The 17,537-nt window shown below is 72.1% G+C and carries 16 protein-coding genes; 8 read left to right on the forward strand and 8 right to left on the reverse strand.

From position 1 onward, the window contains the following. Positions 1-11 precede the first annotated feature (11 nt). Positions 12-1,232 (reverse strand): RNA polymerase sigma factor, encoded by a 1,221-nt coding sequence (locus tag ACIPY5_RS10525; RefSeq protein ID WP_400970225.1) that lies wholly within the window; start codon positions 1,230-1,232, stop codon positions 12-14. Next, positions 1,229-1,597 (reverse strand): YciI family protein, encoded by a 369-nt coding sequence (locus tag ACIPY5_RS10530; RefSeq protein WP_309356855.1) that lies wholly within the window; start codon positions 1,595-1,597, stop codon positions 1,229-1,231. Before ACIPY5_RS10530 ends, ACIPY5_RS10525 begins: the two co-directional genes overlap by 4 nt. A 215-nt stretch (positions 1,598-1,812) precedes the next feature. Here ACIPY5_RS10530 and ACIPY5_RS10535 point away from each other — a divergent pair, with 215 nt between their 5' ends. From ACIPY5_RS10535 to ACIPY5_RS10545, 3 genes are all read left to right on the forward strand, one after another. Beyond that, a complete protein-coding gene (locus ACIPY5_RS10535) occupies positions 1,813-2,424 on the forward strand; it encodes a M23 family metallopeptidase (RefSeq protein ID WP_400970229.1) in 612 nt (203 codons plus the stop codon). A 72-nt stretch (positions 2,425-2,496) separates the two neighbouring features. Further along, positions 2,497-2,856 carry an ArsR/SmtB family transcription factor gene (locus ACIPY5_RS10540; RefSeq protein WP_400970232.1) on the forward strand — a complete coding sequence of 120 codons (360 nt, stop codon included), beginning with the start codon at positions 2,497-2,499 and terminating at the stop codon, positions 2,854-2,856. Continuing rightward, positions 2,853-3,512, forward strand: a complete 660-nt coding sequence (locus ACIPY5_RS10545; protein WP_400970234.1) for a cation transporter — start codon at positions 2,853-2,855, stop codon at positions 3,510-3,512. Before ACIPY5_RS10540 ends, ACIPY5_RS10545 begins: the two co-directional genes overlap by 4 nt. A 5-nt stretch (positions 3,513-3,517) precedes the next feature. Here the strand turns inward: ACIPY5_RS10545 and ACIPY5_RS10550 are convergent, their stop codons facing one another. The 3 genes from ACIPY5_RS10550 to ACIPY5_RS10560 all read right to left on the reverse strand — a co-directional run bounded on the left by ACIPY5_RS10550 (position 3,518) and on the right by ACIPY5_RS10560 (position 8,866). Then, positions 3,518-5,944 carry a phosphoketolase gene (locus ACIPY5_RS10550; protein WP_400970847.1) on the reverse strand — a complete coding sequence of 809 codons (2,427 nt, stop codon included), beginning with the start codon at positions 5,942-5,944 and terminating at the stop codon, positions 3,518-3,520. An 11-nt stretch (positions 5,945-5,955) separates the two neighbouring features. Continuing rightward, positions 5,956-7,878 (reverse strand): heavy metal translocating P-type ATPase, encoded by a 1,923-nt coding sequence (locus ACIPY5_RS10555; RefSeq protein ID WP_400970237.1) that lies wholly within the window; start codon positions 7,876-7,878, stop codon positions 5,956-5,958. A gap of 94 nt (positions 7,879-7,972) precedes the next feature. After that, the gene (locus tag ACIPY5_RS10560; RefSeq protein WP_400970240.1) at positions 7,973-8,866 is read right to left on the reverse strand and encodes a LysR family transcriptional regulator; all 894 of its coding nucleotides are present in this window, start codon (positions 8,864-8,866) and stop codon (positions 7,973-7,975) included. Between the two features lie 78 nt (positions 8,867-8,944). Between ACIPY5_RS10560 and ACIPY5_RS10565 the strand changes: the two genes are divergently transcribed. From ACIPY5_RS10565 to ACIPY5_RS10575, 3 genes are read left to right on the forward strand one after another with little or no spacing between them, the layout of a single operon-like run. After that, positions 8,945-10,528 carry an aminotransferase class I/II-fold pyridoxal phosphate-dependent enzyme gene (locus tag ACIPY5_RS10565; RefSeq protein WP_400970242.1) on the forward strand — a complete coding sequence of 528 codons (1,584 nt, stop codon included), beginning with the start codon at positions 8,945-8,947 and terminating at the stop codon, positions 10,526-10,528. Beyond that, positions 10,525-11,991, forward strand: coding sequence for an amino acid permease (locus ACIPY5_RS10570; protein WP_309342716.1), 1,467 nt, complete (start codon positions 10,525-10,527; stop codon positions 11,989-11,991). The genes ACIPY5_RS10565 and ACIPY5_RS10570 overlap by 4 nt, the downstream gene beginning before the upstream one ends. Continuing rightward, entirely contained in the window at positions 11,988-12,884 is an 897-nt protein-coding gene (locus ACIPY5_RS10575) for a universal stress protein (protein ID WP_400970246.1), read from the forward strand. Before ACIPY5_RS10570 ends, ACIPY5_RS10575 begins: the two co-directional genes overlap by 4 nt. 44 nt (positions 12,885-12,928) lie before the next feature. Here the strand turns inward: ACIPY5_RS10575 and ACIPY5_RS10580 are convergent, their stop codons facing one another. From ACIPY5_RS10580 to ACIPY5_RS10590, 3 genes are all read right to left on the reverse strand, one after another. Further along, the gene (locus tag ACIPY5_RS10580) at positions 12,929-13,624 is read right to left on the reverse strand and encodes an NADPH-dependent F420 reductase (RefSeq protein ID WP_400970249.1); all 696 of its coding nucleotides are present in this window, start codon (positions 13,622-13,624) and stop codon (positions 12,929-12,931) included. Between the two features lie 84 nt (positions 13,625-13,708). Continuing rightward, positions 13,709-14,629, reverse strand: coding sequence for a S1C family serine protease (locus tag ACIPY5_RS10585; protein WP_400970252.1), 921 nt, complete (start codon positions 14,627-14,629; stop codon positions 13,709-13,711). A gap of 69 nt (positions 14,630-14,698) precedes the next feature. Then, positions 14,699-15,181, reverse strand: coding sequence for a MarR family transcriptional regulator (locus ACIPY5_RS10590; protein ID WP_309342706.1), 483 nt, complete (start codon positions 15,179-15,181; stop codon positions 14,699-14,701). 53 nt (positions 15,182-15,234) lie between these two features. Between ACIPY5_RS10590 and ACIPY5_RS10595 the strand changes: the two genes are divergently transcribed. Beyond that, positions 15,235-16,386, forward strand: a complete 1,152-nt coding sequence (locus ACIPY5_RS10595; RefSeq protein ID WP_400970256.1) for an LLM class flavin-dependent oxidoreductase — start codon at positions 15,235-15,237, stop codon at positions 16,384-16,386. Between the two features lie 62 nt (positions 16,387-16,448). Beyond that, complete coding sequence (locus tag ACIPY5_RS10600; protein ID WP_400970259.1) at positions 16,449-17,534, forward strand: LLM class flavin-dependent oxidoreductase; 1,086 nt, start codon at positions 16,449-16,451, stop codon at positions 17,532-17,534. The last annotated feature ends 3 nt before the right edge of the window (positions 17,535-17,537 follow it).

Consider the following 17,537-nt stretch of genomic DNA (forward strand, 5'->3'; position numbering starts at 1 on the left):
AGGCCGGAGCCTCAGCCCCGCAGCCGGGCCGCGCGGGCGCGCAGGTAGTCGCGCTCCGGGATCGAGAGGGTCGCACGCGCCGCGTCGAGGTACGCCTCGATCGCCTCGGCCGTGCGCCCCGCGCGTTCCAGCAGATGCGCGCGCACGGACGCGATGCGGCGGCGGTCGCCGCGCACGCGCGGATCCGCGATCCCGTCGATCACGGCCAGCCCCGACTCCGGACCGTGCACCATCGCCTGTGCGACGGCGCGGTTGATGGTCGCGACGGGATTGCCGGTCTCGAGTTCGAGCAGGCGGTACAGGGCCAGGATCTGCGGCCAGTCCGTGGTCTCGGTGCTGGGCGCGTCGTCGTGCAGCGCCGCGATCGCGGCCTGGATCGCGTACGGGCCGTGCCGACCGGCGGCGAGCGCGGCGTCGAGGATCTCGGTCCCCTCGAGGATCCGATCACGATCCCACCGGGTGCGGTCCTGCTCGTCGAGCGGGATCAGCTCGCCACGGGCGCCGGTGCGCGCGACGCGGCGCGCGTCCGTGAGCAGCATGAGCGCGAGCAGCCCCGCGACCTCGACGTCGTCCGGGCGTTCGCGGTGGAGCATCCGGGCCAGGCGGATCGCCTCGTCGCTGAGCCGCACGTCGTTGACATCGGCGCCCTCGGTGGCGGTGTGCCCCTCCGTGAACATGACGTAGAGCACCGCGAGCACCGGATCCAGGCGGTCTTCAGGGCCCGAAGGCTCCGGGAAGACGGCCCCGGCGGCCCGGATCCGCGCTTTCGCCCGGCTGATCCGCTGCGCGATCGTCGCCTCGGGCAGCAGGTGCGCGCGGGCGATCTGCGCCGTCGACAGGCCGGCGACCGCGCGCAGCGTGAGCGCCACCTGCGCGGGCGTCGTGAGCGCGGGGTGACAGCACAGCCGGAGCACCTCGACGCTGTCGTCCGTGTGCGCGGCCCCGGCCTCGGCGAGGGGGCGCCAGGCATCCGCGTAGGCGTGCTCGCGCTCGCGGCGCTGATGCTCGCTGCGGATCCGGTCGATCATCCGGCGGCGGGCGACGGTCAGCAGCCAGCCCTTCGCATCTGCGGGGGCGCCCTCGGCCGGCCACTGCTGATGCGCGGCGAGGAGCGCCTCCTGCACCGCGTCCTCGCACAGGTCGAGCTGCGCGGCGCCGTAGCGGCGCAGCAGCGCGGCGAGGACCTGCGGCGCATTGCTGCGCCACAGGTCCTCGAAGCCGCGATCGGTCACACGTCGGTCCCGGCGGAGAACATCACCGGGCGGACCTCGAGCGCGAGACCGTCGATCGCCGCGTCCGGGATCTGCTGGGCGAGCTCGACCGCGCGCTCCTCGGACTCGACCTCGAGCAGGTAGTACCCGCCCATGAACTCCTTGGTCTCGGCGAACGGGCCGTCGACCACCTCGGGCGAACCGCTCGCGGCGCGCACGACCTTGGACTGGCTGGGGTCGGCGAGCGCGACCGTGCCGAGCATCTCTCCCGAGGCGGTGATCGTGTCGATGAAGGCCTGGTGCCCCTCGCCGATCGCCTGCATCTGCTCCGCGGTGAGCGCATCCAGCACGTCCTGCCGCACCTGCATGAGGATCATGTACTTCATGGCCGTTCTCCTTCGATTCGTCGGGGGACCCGATGTCCGCCTCGGCATGTGGTCGGAGCCGATGCTCAGTTCTCGACATCATTCTGCGCGCGATCCCCGCCGTCGGAGCGGACGGTCGCCCGACGCGTCGTGATCCGCCGCCGAGCACGCGCGCGGGACCGCCTTGTAGGCTCCAGGCCGAGCCCGATCTCTGCGGGAGGAAGGGGGGCGCGCACATGACGGATCCGCTCGATCTCGCCTACCCGTTCACGGGGTGGTGGCTGGTGCAGAACAGTCCGGCGAACCGTGTTCCGAGTCATGGCACTCCCGCGTTCGCCTCCTCGCAGGCGATCGACTTCGTTCCTGTTTCGGCGAGCGGTCGCACCGCCCGCATCGGGTTGCGGGCGCTCGTGGGGACCGAGCCGCCGGAGCGGTTTCCGGGCTTCGGCCGAGAACTCCTGGCCCCGGTCGACGGCGTCGTCCTCGCCGCGCACGGGAGCGAGATCGACCACGCCTCCTTCCGCGGCCTGCGCTCCCTCGGCTACGCGGCGACTCAGCGGCGGAGAGCTTCGGCCGGATGGAGGGCGCTCGCCGGCAATCATGTGCTGATCGAGACCCGCGGGACCGTCGTCGCCCTGTGCCATCTGCAGCAGGACAGCGTGCGGGTGCGGGCGGGACAGAGGGTTCGCGCCGGCGATCCGATCGCCCGATGCGGGAACTCCGGCAACAGCACCGAGCCGCACGTCCACATCCAGGCGAGCGAGGGCGCAGATTTCGGGAGCGCCGCTGCGGTGCCGATCACCTTCGGCGGCTCGCTGCCGGTCAACGGCCGGCTCGTCCACCTCTAGCGCCCTCGGGATTGCCGCGAAGGAGCCGCCCACACATCCGAATCAGGTCACCCTCAGCTGTATAGTCAGTACATGCTGACCATTGCCACCCGCGTGGACGTCATGAACCGGCTCGGCCGTGCGATGGCGGATCCGACCCGTTCCCGCATCCTGCTCGCACTGCTGGACGGGCCGGGGCACCCCGCGCAGTTGGCGCAGGACCTCGGGCTCACCCGCACCAACGTGTCCAACCACCTCGCCTGTCTGCGCGGGTGCGGGATCGTGACGGCCGAGCCCGAGGGCCGACGGACCCGGTACGAGATCGCCGACCCGCATCTCGCCGCCGCCCTGACCGCGCTGCTCGAGACCACGCTCGCGGTCGACGAGCAGGTGCCGTGCATCGATCCGGCCTGCCGCGTGCCGGGCTGCTGCGACCAGGGCTCGGCATCGTGACCGCCACCGCCACCGCCGATCGCACCCTGGTGCTGCGGCGTCGCATCCGGATCGTGGTGGCGATCACGATCACCTGGAACGTGATCGAGGCCGTCGTCGCGCTGCTCGCCGGCGGCGCCGCGTCCTCGGCGGCGCTGATCGGGTTCGGGCTCGACTCGGTGGTCGAGGTCCTCTCCGCCGCGGCGATCGCCTGGCAGTTCGCGGCTCCGGATCCGGAACGGCGCGAGCGGACCGCACTGCGCATCATCGCGATCTCGTTCTTCGGCCTGGCCGCCTATGTCGGCGTGGACGCCGTGCTCGCGCTGACCGGCCTCAGCGAGCCCGCGCACTCCCCCATCGGGATCGCGATCGCGGCGCTCAGCCTGCTCGTGATGCCGTTCCTGAGCTGGTTCGAGCGGCGCACGGGGCGCGAACTCGGATCTGCGTCCGCGATCGCCGACTCCCGGCAGACGCTGATCTGCACCTACCTCTCGGCCGCCGTCCTGGCCGGCCTGCTGCTGAACGGCCTGCTCGGCTGGGCGTGGGCCGACTCGGTCGCCGCGCTGGTGATCGCGGGCTTCGCCGTCCGCGAGGGCATCGAGGCCTGGCGCGGCGACGCCTGCACCGCGCCCGTGTCGGCGCTCACGGGAGAGCGGGAGCCGTCGCCCGAGGCGTGATCCGCTCAGCCGCGAGCGCCCTCCCAGCTCCACTCGGCCACCTCGGGGATGTCCTCGCCGTGCTCGCGCGTGTAGGCGCGGGCGCGCAGGCGGGCGTCCTGCAGGTCCTGCCGCAGGGACGCGCAGCGCTGGGCGAGCCCCGGCACGCGGTCGATCGCGTCGATCGCGAGCTGGTAGCGGTCGAGGTCGTTGAGCATGACCATGTCGAAGGGCGTGGTCGTCGTGCCGTTCTCCTTGTACCCGCGCACGTGCAGGTCGGCGTGCCCGTGCCGGCGGTAGGCGAGCCGGTGGATGAGCCAGGGATAACCGTGGTACGCGAAGATCACCGGCCGGTCCGCCGTGAAGATCGCGTCGTACTCCCGATCCGGAAGGCCGTGCGGATGCTCGCTCTCCGATTGCAGGCGCATCAGGTCCACCACGTTGACCACGCGCACGCGCAGCTCCGGCAGCGCGTTGCGCAGGATCTGCGCGGCGGCGAGGACCTCCAGCGTGGGGATGTCGCCCGCGGCGGCGAGCACGACATCGGGATCCTGCCCTGCGACCTCGGTGCCCGCCCACTCCAGGATCCCGAGCCCGCGCGTGCAGTGGTTCACGGCCTCGTCCATCGTGAGCCAGTTCGCGGCGGGCTGCTTCCCGGCGACGACGACGTTGACGTAGTCGGTCGAGCGCAGGCAGTGGTCGTAGGTGGACAGCAGCGTGTTGGCGTCGAACGGGAGGTACACCCGCACCACCTCGGCGCTCTTGTTCACGACGTGGTCGATGAATCCCGGATCCTGATGGCTGAACCCGTTGTGGTCCTGTCGCCAGACGTGACTCGTGAGCAGGTAGTTCAGGCTCGAGATCGGGCGCCGCCAGGGGATCCCCCTGGTGACCTTGAGCCACTTCGCGTGCTGGTTGAACATCGAGTCGACGATGTGGATGAACGCCTCGTAGCAGGTGAACAGACCGTGGCGTCCGGTGAGGAGATAGCCTTCGAGCCACCCCTGGCACTGATGCTCGCTGAGCATCTCCATGACCCGGCCGACCCGGGCCAGGTGATCGTCCGTGGGCAGGATCTGCGCGACCCACTGCTTGTCGGTGGCCTCGTAGACGGGAGGGGCGAGCCGGTTCGAGGCCGTCTCGTCGGGGCCGAAGATCCGGAACGTCGCGGGGTTGCGCCGGATCACCTCGGCGAGCCAGGTTCCGAGCACCCGCGTCGCCTCGGCGGTCGTCGATCCGGGCGCCGGCACGTCGACCGCGAAGTCGCGGAAGTCCGGCAGCGACAGCGGCGTGCGCAGCAGCCCGCCGTTCGCGACCGGGTTGGCGCTCATCCGCCGCTCCCCCTCCGGCACGATCCGGCCGATGAGCTCGACGGGCGCGCCCTGGGCGTCGAAGAGCTCCTCGGGGCGGTAGCGCCGCATCCAGTCCTCGAGGATCCGGAGGTGCTCCGGCGTGTCCCTCGCGTTCGCGAGCGGAACCTGGTGCGCGCGGTACGTGCCCTCCACGAGCACCCCGTCGACCTCGTGCGGGCCGGTCCACCCCTTGGGCGTGCGCAGGATGATCATGGGCCACTCCGGCGTCGCCGTCACGGGGTCGTCCGAGTGGTAGCGGCCGGCCCGCGCGTCGGCGCGGATCCGCGCGATCTCGTCGAACACCTCCTCGAGGAGCTCCGCGAACCGGCGGTGGATGCTCCGCGGATCCTCGTCGTCGAACCCTCCCGTGAACACGTAGGGCGCATAGCCGTACCCGCGGAAGAGCTCGACGAGGCGGCGCTCCGGGATGCGGGCGAGCACCGTCGGGTTCGCGATCTTGTAGCCGTTCAGATGCAGGATCGGCAGGACCGTGCCGTCCTGCACGGGATCCAGGAACTTGTTCGAGTGCCATCCCGTCGCCGCGGGTCCCGTCTCGGCCTCGCCGTCCCCGACCACGCACGTGACGACCAGGTCGGGGTTGTCGAATGCGGCGCCGAACGCATGGCTCAGCGAGTACCCCAGCTCCCCGCCCTCGTGGATGGAACCCGGCGTCTCCGGGGCGACATGGCTCGGGATCCCGCCGGGGAAGGAGAACTGGCGGAACAGCGCGCGCACCCCGCCCTCGTCCCGTGAGATCCGCGGGTAGACCTCGGAGTAGGTGCCGTCCAGGTAAGCGTTCGCGACCATGCCCGGTCCGCCATGGCCGGGGCCGGTGACGAAGATCGAGCTCAGCGCACGGTCGCGGAGCACCCGGTTCAGGTGGGCGTAGAGGAAGTTGAGCCCCGGCGTCGTGCCCCAGTGCCCGAGGAGGCGGGGCTTGACGTCCTCCGGCGCCAGGGGGCGACGCAGCAGCGGATCGTCGAGGAGGTAGATCTGTCCGGCGCTGAGGTAGTTCGCCGCGCGCCACCACGCGTCGATGCTCTCCAGGTCGGCATCGGGGACGCCGCCTCCCGTGGTCGGCGCGGGTGTCGTCGGGTGCATGTCGCTCGTGGTCACAACCGGGTCCTCTCACTGTCGTCGTGCCTGGTCCTGATTCCGTCCGCCGGGTCCTGCGCCGCGAACGAGCGCTCCGGCGTCAGCGGGCCGCGCAGCGCCCGCAGCGCATACAGGATGGTGGCGAGATCCACGAGCTCCTGCACGAGGGCGCCCACGACCGCGGGGATCACCCCGGTCATCGCGACGATCATGAGCGCGACGCTCAGCCCGATGCCGATCCAGATCGCGGTGAGGGCGACCCGCACGGTGTGCCGGCCGATCTCGACCGCGTGCGCGACTTTCGCGAGGGAGTCCACGAGGATGACGGCGTCGGCGGCTTCGCCGGCGGCCGTCGCGCCCTTCGCGCCCATCGCGATCCCCACATCCGCCGCGGCGAGCACCGGGGCGTCGTTCACGCCGTCGCCGACCATCATGAGCGGACGCGGGCTCAGGTCCCGGGCGAGCCGCACCTTGTCGTCGGGCAGGAGCTCGGCGTGCACCTCGGCGATGCCGACCTGCGCGGCGATCGGATCCGCGGTCGCCGCGGTGTCGCCGGTCAGCATCACGATCTGCCCCACGCCGTGGTCGCGGAGCCAGGCCACCACGCCCGGCGACTCCGGGCGCGGCGCGTCGGCCAGCACCAGGGCGCCGGCATGGCGTCCGTCGATCGCGACATAGGCCGCGGCCTGTCCTGCAGCGAGATCGGTGCGCGCGAACTCGGGCACGAGGGAGGCGACGTACGCGGGCTTTCCCACGACCACCGTACGGCCGCCGATGCGCGCCATCACGCCGTTGGTCGCGACCTCGCTCGCGTCCTCGGCCGTCTCTGCCACGAGCCCCCGGTCGCGTGCCGCCGCACGGATCCCCGCGGCGAGCGCGTGCGAGGAGTACTGCTCCGCCGACGCCGCGAGGCCCAGCACCTCCTCCGCGGTGAACCCGGCCGCGGGCCGGACGTCCACGAGCGCCGGCCGGCCGCGCGTGAGCGTGCCGGTCTTGTCGAACGCGGCGGAGCGCACGCGCGAGAGCGTCTCGATGACCGCTCCGCCCTTGAGCACGATCCCGTCCTTCGCCGACCGGGACAGGCCGCCGAGGAACGCGACGGGCGCGGCGATCAGCAGCGGGCAGGGCGTCGCCAGCACCAGCACCTCGGCGAACCGCACCGCCTCGCCGGAGAGCGCCCAGGCGAGACCGCCGAGCAGGAGCGACACCGCCGTGAACGGGATCGCGAACCGGTCGGCCAGCCGCACGACGGGCGCGCGCGAGTCCTGCGCCTGCCGCACGAGCGCGAGGATCTGCTGATACTGGCTGTCGGCGCTGCGCCGCAGGGCCCTCGCCCGCGCGATGTGGGTGCCGTTGACGGCCCCGGAGAGCACGGTCTCGCCCGCGGTGCGCGTCACGGGCAGGCTCTCACCGGTCAGCGAGGACTCGTCGAAGGAGACCTCCTCGGTCAGGAGCTCGCAGTCCACGGGAACGATCTCGGAAGGGCGGATCAGCAGCACGTCGCCGATCGCGACCTCGTCGACGGGCACGTCCCGGACGAGCTCGCCCTCCCCCTCCCCGTCGGTCGTCACGACGTGCGCGGTCTGCGGCGAGCGCTCGAGCAGCGCGGTCAGCTCCCGCTTCGCGCGGCGCGCCGCGAAGTCCTCGAGCGCCTCGCCCCCGGAGAGCATCAGCACGATGATGAGGGAGGCGACGTACTCTCCGACGGCGAGGGTCGCCACCATGGCGACGATCGCGAGCACGTCCAGCCCGAACCGGCCGCGCAGCATCTCCCGGATCATCTGGATGAGCGTGCCCAGCACGAAGCCGCCGACGACGATCGTCGCGATCCATCGGGCGATCAGGCCCTGGCCGGTCGCGCTCAGCACGAGGACCGCGACGAGCGTGAGGAGCGCCAGGGGGATCACGGGCTGTCGTCGCAACGCCTTCAGCACAGCCATGTCTCGATGTCTCCCTCTCCGACCGCGCGGGGATCTCACCCCTGGCTCCACCCTGCTCCGGCTCCGGGGAGGTTGCAAGCGACGTCGGCCGGAATTACTCGCCGGCGGGTGTGCGCAGCGCCCCCTCGAGCGCCCGCCGCGCGGCCTCCCCCACGGTCGGCGCGGTCACGAGGAAGATGCGCCGCTCGAACACGGCGTCCGCGATCTCCACCGTGGCCACGGCGTCGAGATGCGCGGGCAGCGCCAGCTCCGGCACCAGGGCGACGCCGAACTCGGCGGCGACGTAGGCCGCCACCACGGCGTAGTCGTCGCTGCGCATCGCGATCCGTGGGGTGAAACCCGCCTGCTCCGCGGCGCGGGCGAGGGCCGCATCGACCGGATCGGCCTCGGTCGCGCCCGCGATCCAGCCCTCGTCGCGGAGATCGGCGAGGGGCACGCCGGTGCGCCCGGCGAGGGGGTGCGCGGGCGGCACGATCACCGCGAGATGCTCCTGCCGGACCGGGATCATCCGGAAGCCCGGCGGCAGGATCGTCGGCCTGCCGGGGGCGTCGTAGACGATCGCGGCGTCGAGGCGGAGCCCCACGACCGCCGCCATCAGAGGATCGAGCTCGGCCTCGGAGACGAGCGGTTCGAAACCCGCCCCCTGCAGCGCGCGCACCACCTGCGGCAGCAGCCGCGCTCCGGCCGACGGGAACACCCCGATCGCGATCCGCCGCCGTCCGGAGTCGACCAGCTCACGGACCTCCTCGACGGCCCGCTCCGAACGGTCCAGGATCGCGACGGCGTGCGGGAGCATCGCCTCGCCGACCGCGGTGAGGCGGGTGCCCCCGGATCCGCTCGTGACCACGGCCGCCCCGAGCGCGCGCTCGAGGCCGCGGAGGTGGTGGGTGACCGTGGGCTGACTCCACTGCAGCGCGGTCGCCGCGCGCAGGACCGAGCCCTCGTCGGCCACCGTGCGCAGGGCCCTGAGCTGCCGCAGATCGAGCATCGTCGCTCCATAATGGGTATTGATCAATGAAGAATTGTCTTCATTCCTCATCGTATCCCCCCGCGCCAGAATCGATCCGTGACGACAACCACGCCCTACGCCGACGCCATCCGCCGATTCGCCGCACGCGACCTGCAGCGCCTCAACGTGCCGGGCCACAGCGCCGATCCTGCGGCGGCCCCGCTGCTCGCGGACTTCTTCGGCGACGACGTGCTGCGCTACGACGTGGAGCCGCTGCTGGACGGCATCGACAAGGGATCCGACAACCCGCTCGAGGAGGCGCGCGCAGCCGCCGCCCGCGCCTGGGGAGCGCGGCGCACCTGGTTCCTCACGAACGGCGCCTCCGAGGCGAACCGGATGACCGCGCTGGCCCTGGCCGCGTTCCGCACCCCGGACGAGATCGTGGTCGCGCAGCGGAGCGCCCACTCCAGCTTCTTCGACGGCATCATCCTGGGCGGGCTCGATCCCCGCTTCGTGCAGCCGACGATCGACGAGCACCACGGCATCAACCACGGCGTGACGCCCGCCGCGATGCGCGAGGCGCTCGAGAGCGCGGACGCGAAGGCGGCCTACATCATCAGCCCGAGCTACTTCGGCGCGGTCGCCGACGTCGAGGGCATCGCCGCGGTCTGCCACGAGGCGGGCGTGCCGCTGGTCGTGGACGCCGCCTGGGCCGCGCACTTCGGCTTCCACCCCGACCTGCCCGCCCACCCGATCGCGCTCGGCGCCGACCTCGTCGTGTCCTCGACGCACAAGATGGGCGGCAGCCTCACCCAGTCGGCCATGCTGCACCTGGCCGAGGGACCGTACGCGGAAGAGCTCGAGCCCCTCATCGACCGCGCCTTCATGTTCACCCAGTCCACGAGTGCGAGCTCCCTGCTGCTCGCCTCGCTCGATCTCGCCAGGGCGACGCTCGAGGACGGCCACGACCGCATCGCCGCCTCCCTCGTCGCGGCCGCCGCGCTGCGCGACGCCGTCCGCGCGACCGGGCGCTTCCCGATCGTGAGCGACGGCTTCGGCGCCTTCCCCGACATCGTGGACCATGACCCGCTGCGCGTCTCGATCGACGTCGGAGCCGCCGGGCTGCACGGGCACACCGTGCGCGAGGAGCTCCTGCGCACGGCCGGGATCATGACCGAGATCTCGACGGGATCCTGCATCGTCGCGTTCATCGGCCCCGGCACCACCCCCGATCCCGCCCGGTTCGTCGCGGCGCTCGAGGCGCTGCAGCCCGTCGGCGACCTCGCCGCGCGCGGCGACGCGGGCTCGATCGCGCTGCCGAAGACCGGCCCCGCCGTGATGCGCCCGCGCGACGCGGCGTTCGCGCACACCGAGATCGTCGCGGCCGGAGACGCGATCGGCCGCGTCTCCGCCGATTCGCTCGCCGCCTACCCGCCCGGGATCCCCAACGTGCTGCCCGGCGAGATCCTCACCGCCGAGACGATCGCGTTCCTGCGCGGGATCGCGGCGACGCCCGGCGGCTACGTCCGCGGTGCGGCGGACGCGCTCGTCGACGGCGTGCGCGTCGTCGTCGAGGCGCCGGAGCCGCGCACCCCGACTCGACCGAAGACCACGCGCATCGGATCCGCCGATGCACGCTCCCGAACCGGCCTGCGACGTGCACTGACGCCGTCGCCCGTGAAAGAACAGGCAACCGCATGACATCGATCGCCCAGCAGCTCCTCCGGCGCAAGCCCATCGCCCGGGAGGCAGGCGATTCCCCCTTGAGACGCACGATCGGTCTCTTCCCGCTCATGGCGATCGGCATCAGCTGCACGATCGGCACCGGGATCTTCTTCATCATGTCCCAGGCCGTGCCGCTCGCCGGCCCCGCCGTGGTGTGGTCCTTCGTGATCGCCGGCATCGTCGCCGGCCTCACCGCCCTCTGCTACGCGGAGCTCGCGGGAGCCGTCCCGGTCTCGGGATCCACCTACTCCTACGCGTACGCGACCCTCGGCGAGGGCATCGCGATGGTCGTCGGCGCCTGCCTGCTGCTGGAATACGCCGTCTCCGCCGGCGCGGTCGCGGTCGGCTGGTCGCAGTACGTGAACGAGCTCATCGGCAACCTGCTCGGCTGGCACCTGCCGGCCGCGCTGAGCAACGCCCCCGAAGAGGGCGGCATCGTCAACCTGCCCGCTGTGATCCTGGTCGCGCTCTGCGCCGTGCTGCTGGTGCGCGGCACCAAGGAGTCCGTCGTCACCAATGCCGTCATGGTGTGCATCAAGATCGGCGTGCTGCTCTTCTTCATCGCCGTCGGGATGACCGGATGGAACTCCGACCACTTCGCGAACTTCGCCCCGTACGGGATCGGCGGCATCGCGGCCGGTGCGGGAGTGATCTTCTTCTCCTTCGTGGGGCTCGACGCGGTCTCCACCGCGGGCGAGGAGGCGAAGAACCCCAAGCGCAACCTGCCGCTCGCCATCCTGCTGGCGCTCGTGGTCGTGATCGTGCTCTACGTCGGGGTCGCCCTGGTCTCGGTCGGCGCGCAGGCCCCGGGCAGGTTCGACGGTCAGGAGGCGGGGCTCTCCGAGATCCTCGCCCACGTCGTGGGCAGCCCGTGGCCGGGCACAGTGCTCGCGGCGGGTGCGGTGATCTCGATCTTCAGCGTCACGCTCGTCACCCTCTACGGTCAGACCAGGATCCTGTTCGCGATGTCGCGCGACGGCATGGTCCCGCCGGTCTTCGGGAAGGTCAGCGAGCGCACCCGCACGCCCATCCAGAACACGATCATCGTGTCGGCCGTCGTCGCCGTGCTCGCCGGCGTCATCCCGATCAACTTCCTCGCGGAGATGACCAGCATCGGCACGCTCGCCGCCTTCCTCGTCGTCTCGGTCGGCCTCATCATCCTGCGCCGCCGCGAGCCGGATCTGGAGCGCGGCTTCAAGGTCCCGCTGTACCCGATCACGCCGCTGCTCTCGATCGCGGGCTGCATCTGGATCATCACCCAGCTGCGGCCGGTCACGATCCTCGTGTTCGCGATCTGGGTCGCGGTGTTCCTCGGGTTCTACTTCTTCTACGGGCGCCGGCGCTCCGCACTGCAGCCCGGCAACGCCGCACCCGGCGCCGAGGTGCCGTTCACCTCGGTGGTGCGCCAGCCCGGTCCGCTGGAGCGGAGCGAGCGATGACGCTCCTCGTCGGACTCGACACCGCGCGTCGCTCCTCGTCGGTGCTGGCCCTCGCCGCCCAGCTCGCGAACTCGCTCGACACCGACCTCGTGGTCGCCGCGGTCGTCTCCTCCGCCTGGCCGCCCTCCCGCGCGAGCGTGGACCACGAGTGGCAGGCGCACAACCGCGAGGCCGCAGACCAGGTGCTCGATCACGCCGCGGGCGTGCTCGGCGGCGAGGTGACGGCGCGCTACCTCGTGCACGAGGCGGCCTCGGCCCGCCGGGGACTGCTCGAGCTCGCGGAGCAGGAGCGGCCCTACGCCCTCGTGCTCGGATCCGCGGTGCGCGGGGAGCCGGGGCGGATCGCGCTCGGCGCCGTGTCGGAGGCGCTGCTGCACGCCTCCCCCGCGCCCGTGGCGATCGCTCCGGTCGGCTACCGGGCGCGCGTGGACGCGCGGTTCGATCGCCTCACGGTCGCGTACGGCGGATCCGGGGAGGCGCAGGACCTCATCCCCGGCGCGGCGGCCGTCGCCGCGCTCGGCGGAGTGAGCCTGCGGATCGCCTCGTTCGCGGTCCGCCCCGACGCCGAGCTCGGAATCCTCGCCGGCGCGGGCGGCCGCGCCGAGGATCCGGTGCTCGTCGAGTGGGAGGGTCGGATCCGCGATCACGTGAGTACCGTGCTCGACGGGATCGCCGAACCGGCACCCGCCGTCGACGGGGTCACGGTGGGCGTCGGTCCTTCCTGGGCCGCGGCGATCGACGACGTCGGCTGGACCGACCGCGACCTGCTGATCGTCGGATCCAGCTCGCTCAACCCGCTCGCCCGGGTCTTCCTCGGCTCGCACGGCACGAAGATCGTGCGGAGCGCCGGCGTGCCGGTGCTCGTGGTGCCGCGCGCCGCCGCGTGGGGCTGAGTCCCCGACTGACCGCCCGTCGCCGCCCCCGCCGGCCCTCCGGCTCAGGCGTTCGGATCCGCTGCGCGGGCACGCGCCACGACGATGCCGCGCTGCGATGTCGCGAACCGCTTCAGCATCGCCCACAGCTCCGCGGCGTCGACGTCGGCGCCGAAGGCCTCCGCGCCGGGCTCGAGCATGATGCCGCTCGCGAGGTCGCCGGCGACCACGGGCTCGAACCCGAGGTCGTCGACCAGCCGGGCCACCCGCGCCACGTCGTCGGGGTCGTCCCCGGCGATCGCGATCGCCTTGCGGTCGGGTGCGCCGGCGGGCCGGGCCTCGTCCTCGAGATCCTGGTAGCCCATGTGGTTGAAGGCCTTCACGACCCGGGATCCGGCGAGGTGCCGCTGCACGGTCTCGCTCGTGGACGTGCGCGGATCGTCGAGGTCGCCACGGAGCCCGTCGCCCCACCAGTAGTTCATGGCGTCGATCACGAGCTTCCCCCGCAGCGACTCGGCCGGCAGGGACCCGTGCTTGCTGAGGGGCAGGGCCAGGAGCACGGCGTCGGACTCGCGGGCCAACGCCGCCACGTCGACCGCGGTCGCGCCGAGCGCCCGCACCGCACGCGCGATGCGGGCCGGATCCGAGGATCCGGCGACGAGCACGCGATAGCCGGCCGACACCGCGAGCCGGGCGAGCACGCTGCCGACCCGGCCGGCACCGATGATGCCGAGCGTCTCGATCCCGGAGGTCTCCGCCACGCCGCCATCGTATCCAGGGGGTTGCCGGCCCCTGAGCCCGTCGAAGAGCCCTGAGCTGTCGAAGGGCCCCGAGCCGGAGCCGCGTCAGCCGAGCCGCAGCTCCTCGGGCTCCAGCACGAGGTCGATCAGGGCGCCGCTGCGCAGCACCACCATCTCCATCCGGCGCCCGATCGCGCCCTCGACCATGACCCGCTGCAATCCGGTCGGATCGAAGACCGCGGTGCCGTCGATCGAGAGGACGATGTCGCCCGGTCGCGCCCCGGCGACCGCCGCAGGGCTTCCCGGGACGGTCGACATCACCTGCATCCCGGTCGGGGATCCGACCTTGGCGGCGGCGTCGGGCGTCAGCGCGACCTTCGCACCGGCCACCCCCAGCCAGGCCCGCCGCACGCGCCCGGCCGTTGCGAGCGTGTCGATGATCGACAGGGTCGTCGCGTTGATCGGCACCGCGAGACCGAGCCCGATGCCCGCCACGGCGGTGTTCACCCCGACCAGCCGGCCCGCGCTGTCGGCGAGCGCTCCCCCGCTGTTGCCGGGGTTCAGGGCGGCATCGGTCTGCACCACCTCGTCGATCACGCGCCCCGACGCGGTCGGCAGCGATCGACCGAGCGCCGAGACGATCCCCGCGGTCACGCTGCCGGCGAGACCCAGCGGATTCCCGAGCGCGACGACCAGCTGCCCGACCCTGAGCCGTGCGGCGTCGCCGAGCGGGACCGCATCGGGAACCGGTCCCTGCGCCCGCAGCACGGCCAGATCCGACAGCACATCGGATCCGACGACCTGCGCCTCGACGGAGGTCCCGTCGGTGAACGCGAGGCCGACCTCGCGCGCCCCCGCCACCACATGCGCGCTCGTCAGCAGCAGACCGGCCCGGAACACCGAGGCACTTCCGGCCCCGGCCCCGCCGTCGGTGCGGACGCTCACCGCGGCCACCGAGGGCAGCACCGTCTCCGCGACGCGCACGACCGTCGCCGAGTAGGCGTCGAGGGCTTCGCTGTCGTCCATGACCAGAGTCTCCGCCCAGCTCCACGGCCCGCGGGCGGAGTTCGCCCAGGGCTGACGGGTGCCGGCGGCTCAGCCCGCCGGCGCGGGATCGAGATCCAGGTGCCGACGCAGCGCGGCGGTGAGATCTTCGACCTCGTCGAGCTGGGCGGGCGTGAGGGCGTCGACGAAGAGCTCTCGCACGGCGCGCAGATGCGGGACGGATCCGGCGCGGAACGCGGAAGCCCCCGCATCCGTCGCGATCACGTCGATGCCGTGCACATCGTCGGTGCAGGCCTGCCGGCGGATCAGCCCGCGCTTCTCCATGCGCCCGAGATGATGCGAGAGCCGGCTGCGCTCCCACCCGATCAGTCCGGCGAGCTCCGAGGAGCGCACCGTGCGCCCTTCGGCCTCGGTCAGGGCGAGGAGCACCTGGTAGTCGCCGGACGACAGGTCCGATTCGCTCTGCAAGCGGCTCGCCAGGCGGGCGCGCAGCACCTCGGCGGTCTCGATGTAGTTCCGCCAGATGCGCAGCTGCTCCCGCGTCGGCGTGTGTCGGTGCCTGTCGTCGCTCATCTCGCTGCCCCTCGGTAGTCGGGAATTGACACGTCAAGCCTATTGTTGCAGAGTTGACACGTCAATCCGGAGGGACCGGTACGGCGGGAGAGGTCGTGATCGACATGGCAGGACTCGAGTTCGGACTGAACTCCTTCGGCGACGTCGCGACGGACGGCGGACGCGTGCTGTCGGACGCCGAGACGCTGCGCCTGATGGTCGAGGAGGCGCAGCTCGCCGAGTCGGTGGGCCTCGACGTCTTCAGCGTCGGTGAGCACTACCGCGAGGGCATGGTCGACTCGGCCACACCTGTGCTGCTCGCAGCGGCGGCGCAGGCGACGTCCACGATCCGGCTCGGCACCTCGGTGACGGTGCTGTCGACGCAGGATCCGGTGCGGCTGTACCAGCAGTTCGCGACGGTCGACGGGCTCTCCGGCGGACGCGCCCAGCTGGTGCTGGGCCGGGCGTCCGCGATCGAGTCGTTCCCGCTCTTCGGCTACGACATCGCCGACTACGAGGACATCTTCGAGGAGAAGCTCGATCTCTTCCTGCGCCTCATGCGGGAGGACCGCGTGACCTGGTCCGGCGCCTACCGCAGCCCGCTCGAGGCCGTCCGCCTCCATCCGCGCATGCCGGAGGGCGGCATCCCCGCCTGGATCGGGATCGGCGGGAGCCCGGACTCGGTGGTCCGCGCGGCCCGGCACGGGCTGCCGCTGATGATGGCGATCATCGGCGGACGACCGGAGCGCTTCGCCGGCCACGCGGAGCTGTACCTGCGGGCGCTGGCGCAGTTCGGACAGCCGGAGCTCCCGATCGCCCAGCACTCCCTCGGCTTCATCGCCGACACCGACGACGAGGCGAAGAACGTGCACTGGAAGCGCTGGCAGCCCGTCGTGAAGCAGGTGAGCGAAGAGCGCGGGTTCTACCCGCCGACCGCCGAACGCTACGCGGAGGAGGTCGGCACCGGCGCGCTCTACGTCGGATCCCCCGAGACCGTCGCCCGGAAGATCGCCGGGATCGTGCGGGCGAACCATCTGTCCCGATTCGACCTGAAGTACGACGTGCTGCACATGGATCGCGCGGCGCGCGCCCGCAGCATCCGCCTGTTCGGCGAGCAGGTGGCGCCGCGCGTCCGCGAACTGCTCGCGGACGACGCCGACGACTGGCGGCTCACGGGGCGCACCCCGGCGCAGATCGTCAAGGGCGGCAAGGCCGTCCACGCCTGAACCCGACCAACGGCATCCACATCGACATCGACATCCACATCGACATCCACGAGGAGAGAATCATGAGCGACTTCGAGGGCCTGGAGTTCGGCCTCGACACCTTCGGGGATCTGCCCCGCGACGACCGCGGCGAGATCACCACCTACGGCGCGGCGATCCGCGCGACCCTGGACGAGGCGATCCTCGCCGACGACATCGGCGTCGACGCCTTCGCGGTCGGCGAGCACCACCGGCCCGAGTTCGCGATCTCCACGCCGGAGACCGTGCTCGCGGGCATCGCCACGGCGACCGAGCGGATCCGGCTCGGATCCGGCGTGACCGTGCTTTCCTCGGACGACCCTGTGCGGGTGTTCCAGCGCTTCGCGACGGTCGATGCGCTCTCGCACGGCCGCGCCGAGGTGATCCTCGGGCGCGGATCGTTCACGGAGTCGTTCCCGCTGTTCGGCTACGACCTGAAGGACTACGACCTGCTCTTCGAGGAGAAGATCGACCTGTTCAGCCATCTTCTCGACGAGAAGCCGGTCACCTGGGAGGGCACCACGCGGGCCGCACTGCACGAGGCCGACGTGTTCCCGAAGACCGAGTCCGGTCGCCTGCGCACCTGGGTCGGCGTCGGCGGCACCCCGCAGTCGGTCCTGCGCACCGCCCAGTACGGATTCCGGCTCATGCTCGCGATCATCGGCGGAGCACCCGCCCGATTCGCGCCCTACGTGGACCTCTACCGCCGCGCGACCGCGCAGCTCGGCACCCCGGCGCTCCCGGTCGGGATGCACTCCCCCGGATTCATCGCCGACACCGACGAGGAGGCGAAGGAGCTCTTCTATCCCGGCTACAAGGTCATCCGCGACCGGATCGGGGCCCTCCGCGGATGGCCCCCGCTGCAGCGCCGCGAGTTCGAGGCGGACGTCGAGGGCGGATCGCTCTACGTCGGATCCGTCGAGACCGTCGCGCGCAAGATGGCCGCGGCGATCCGCACGCTCGACGTGGGACGCTTCGACCTCATCTACACCGCCGGCGGCGCGATGCGGGCGAGCGACCGGATGAAGACCGTCGAGCTCTACGGCACGAAGGTCGTCCCGATGGTCCGCGAACTGCTCGCCCAGGCGCCGGCGAGCGCGCCCAGGGCCGGCGCCGCGTTCGGGCTCTGAGAG

The organism is Microbacterium sp. NPDC089698 (assembly GCF_044749045.1).
Lineage (GTDB): Bacteria > Actinomycetota > Actinomycetes > Actinomycetales > Microbacteriaceae > Microbacterium.

Coding starts and splice junctions, on each gene's coding strand:
- ACIPY5_RS10530 (WP_309356855.1), bottom strand. CDS start 1,597: ATGAAGTACATGATCCTCATGCAGGTGCGGCAGGACGTGCTGGATGCG.
- ACIPY5_RS10535 (WP_400970229.1), top strand. CDS start 1,813: ATGACGGATCCGCTCGATCTCGCCTACCCGTTCACGGGGTGGTGGCTG.
- ACIPY5_RS10540 (WP_400970232.1), top strand. CDS start 2,497: ATGCTGACCATTGCCACCCGCGTGGACGTCATGAACCGGCTCGGCCGT.
- ACIPY5_RS10550 (WP_400970847.1), bottom strand. CDS start 5,944: ATGCACCCGACGACACCCGCGCCGACCACGGGAGGCGGCGTCCCCGAT.
- ACIPY5_RS10555 (WP_400970237.1), bottom strand. CDS start 7,878: ATGGCTGTGCTGAAGGCGTTGCGACGACAGCCCGTGATCCCCCTGGCG.
- ACIPY5_RS10560 (WP_400970240.1), bottom strand. CDS start 8,866: ATGCTCGATCTGCGGCAGCTCAGGGCCCTGCGCACGGTGGCCGACGAG.
- ACIPY5_RS10570 (WP_309342716.1), top strand. CDS start 10,525: ATGACATCGATCGCCCAGCAGCTCCTCCGGCGCAAGCCCATCGCCCGG.
- ACIPY5_RS10575 (WP_400970246.1), top strand. CDS start 11,988: ATGACGCTCCTCGTCGGACTCGACACCGCGCGTCGCTCCTCGTCGGTG.
- ACIPY5_RS10585 (WP_400970252.1), bottom strand. CDS start 14,629: ATGGACGACAGCGAAGCCCTCGACGCCTACTCGGCGACGGTCGTGCGC.
- ACIPY5_RS10590 (WP_309342706.1), bottom strand. CDS start 15,181: ATGAGCGACGACAGGCACCGACACACGCCGACGCGGGAGCAGCTGCGC.
- ACIPY5_RS10600 (WP_400970259.1), top strand. CDS start 16,449: ATGAGCGACTTCGAGGGCCTGGAGTTCGGCCTCGACACCTTCGGGGAT.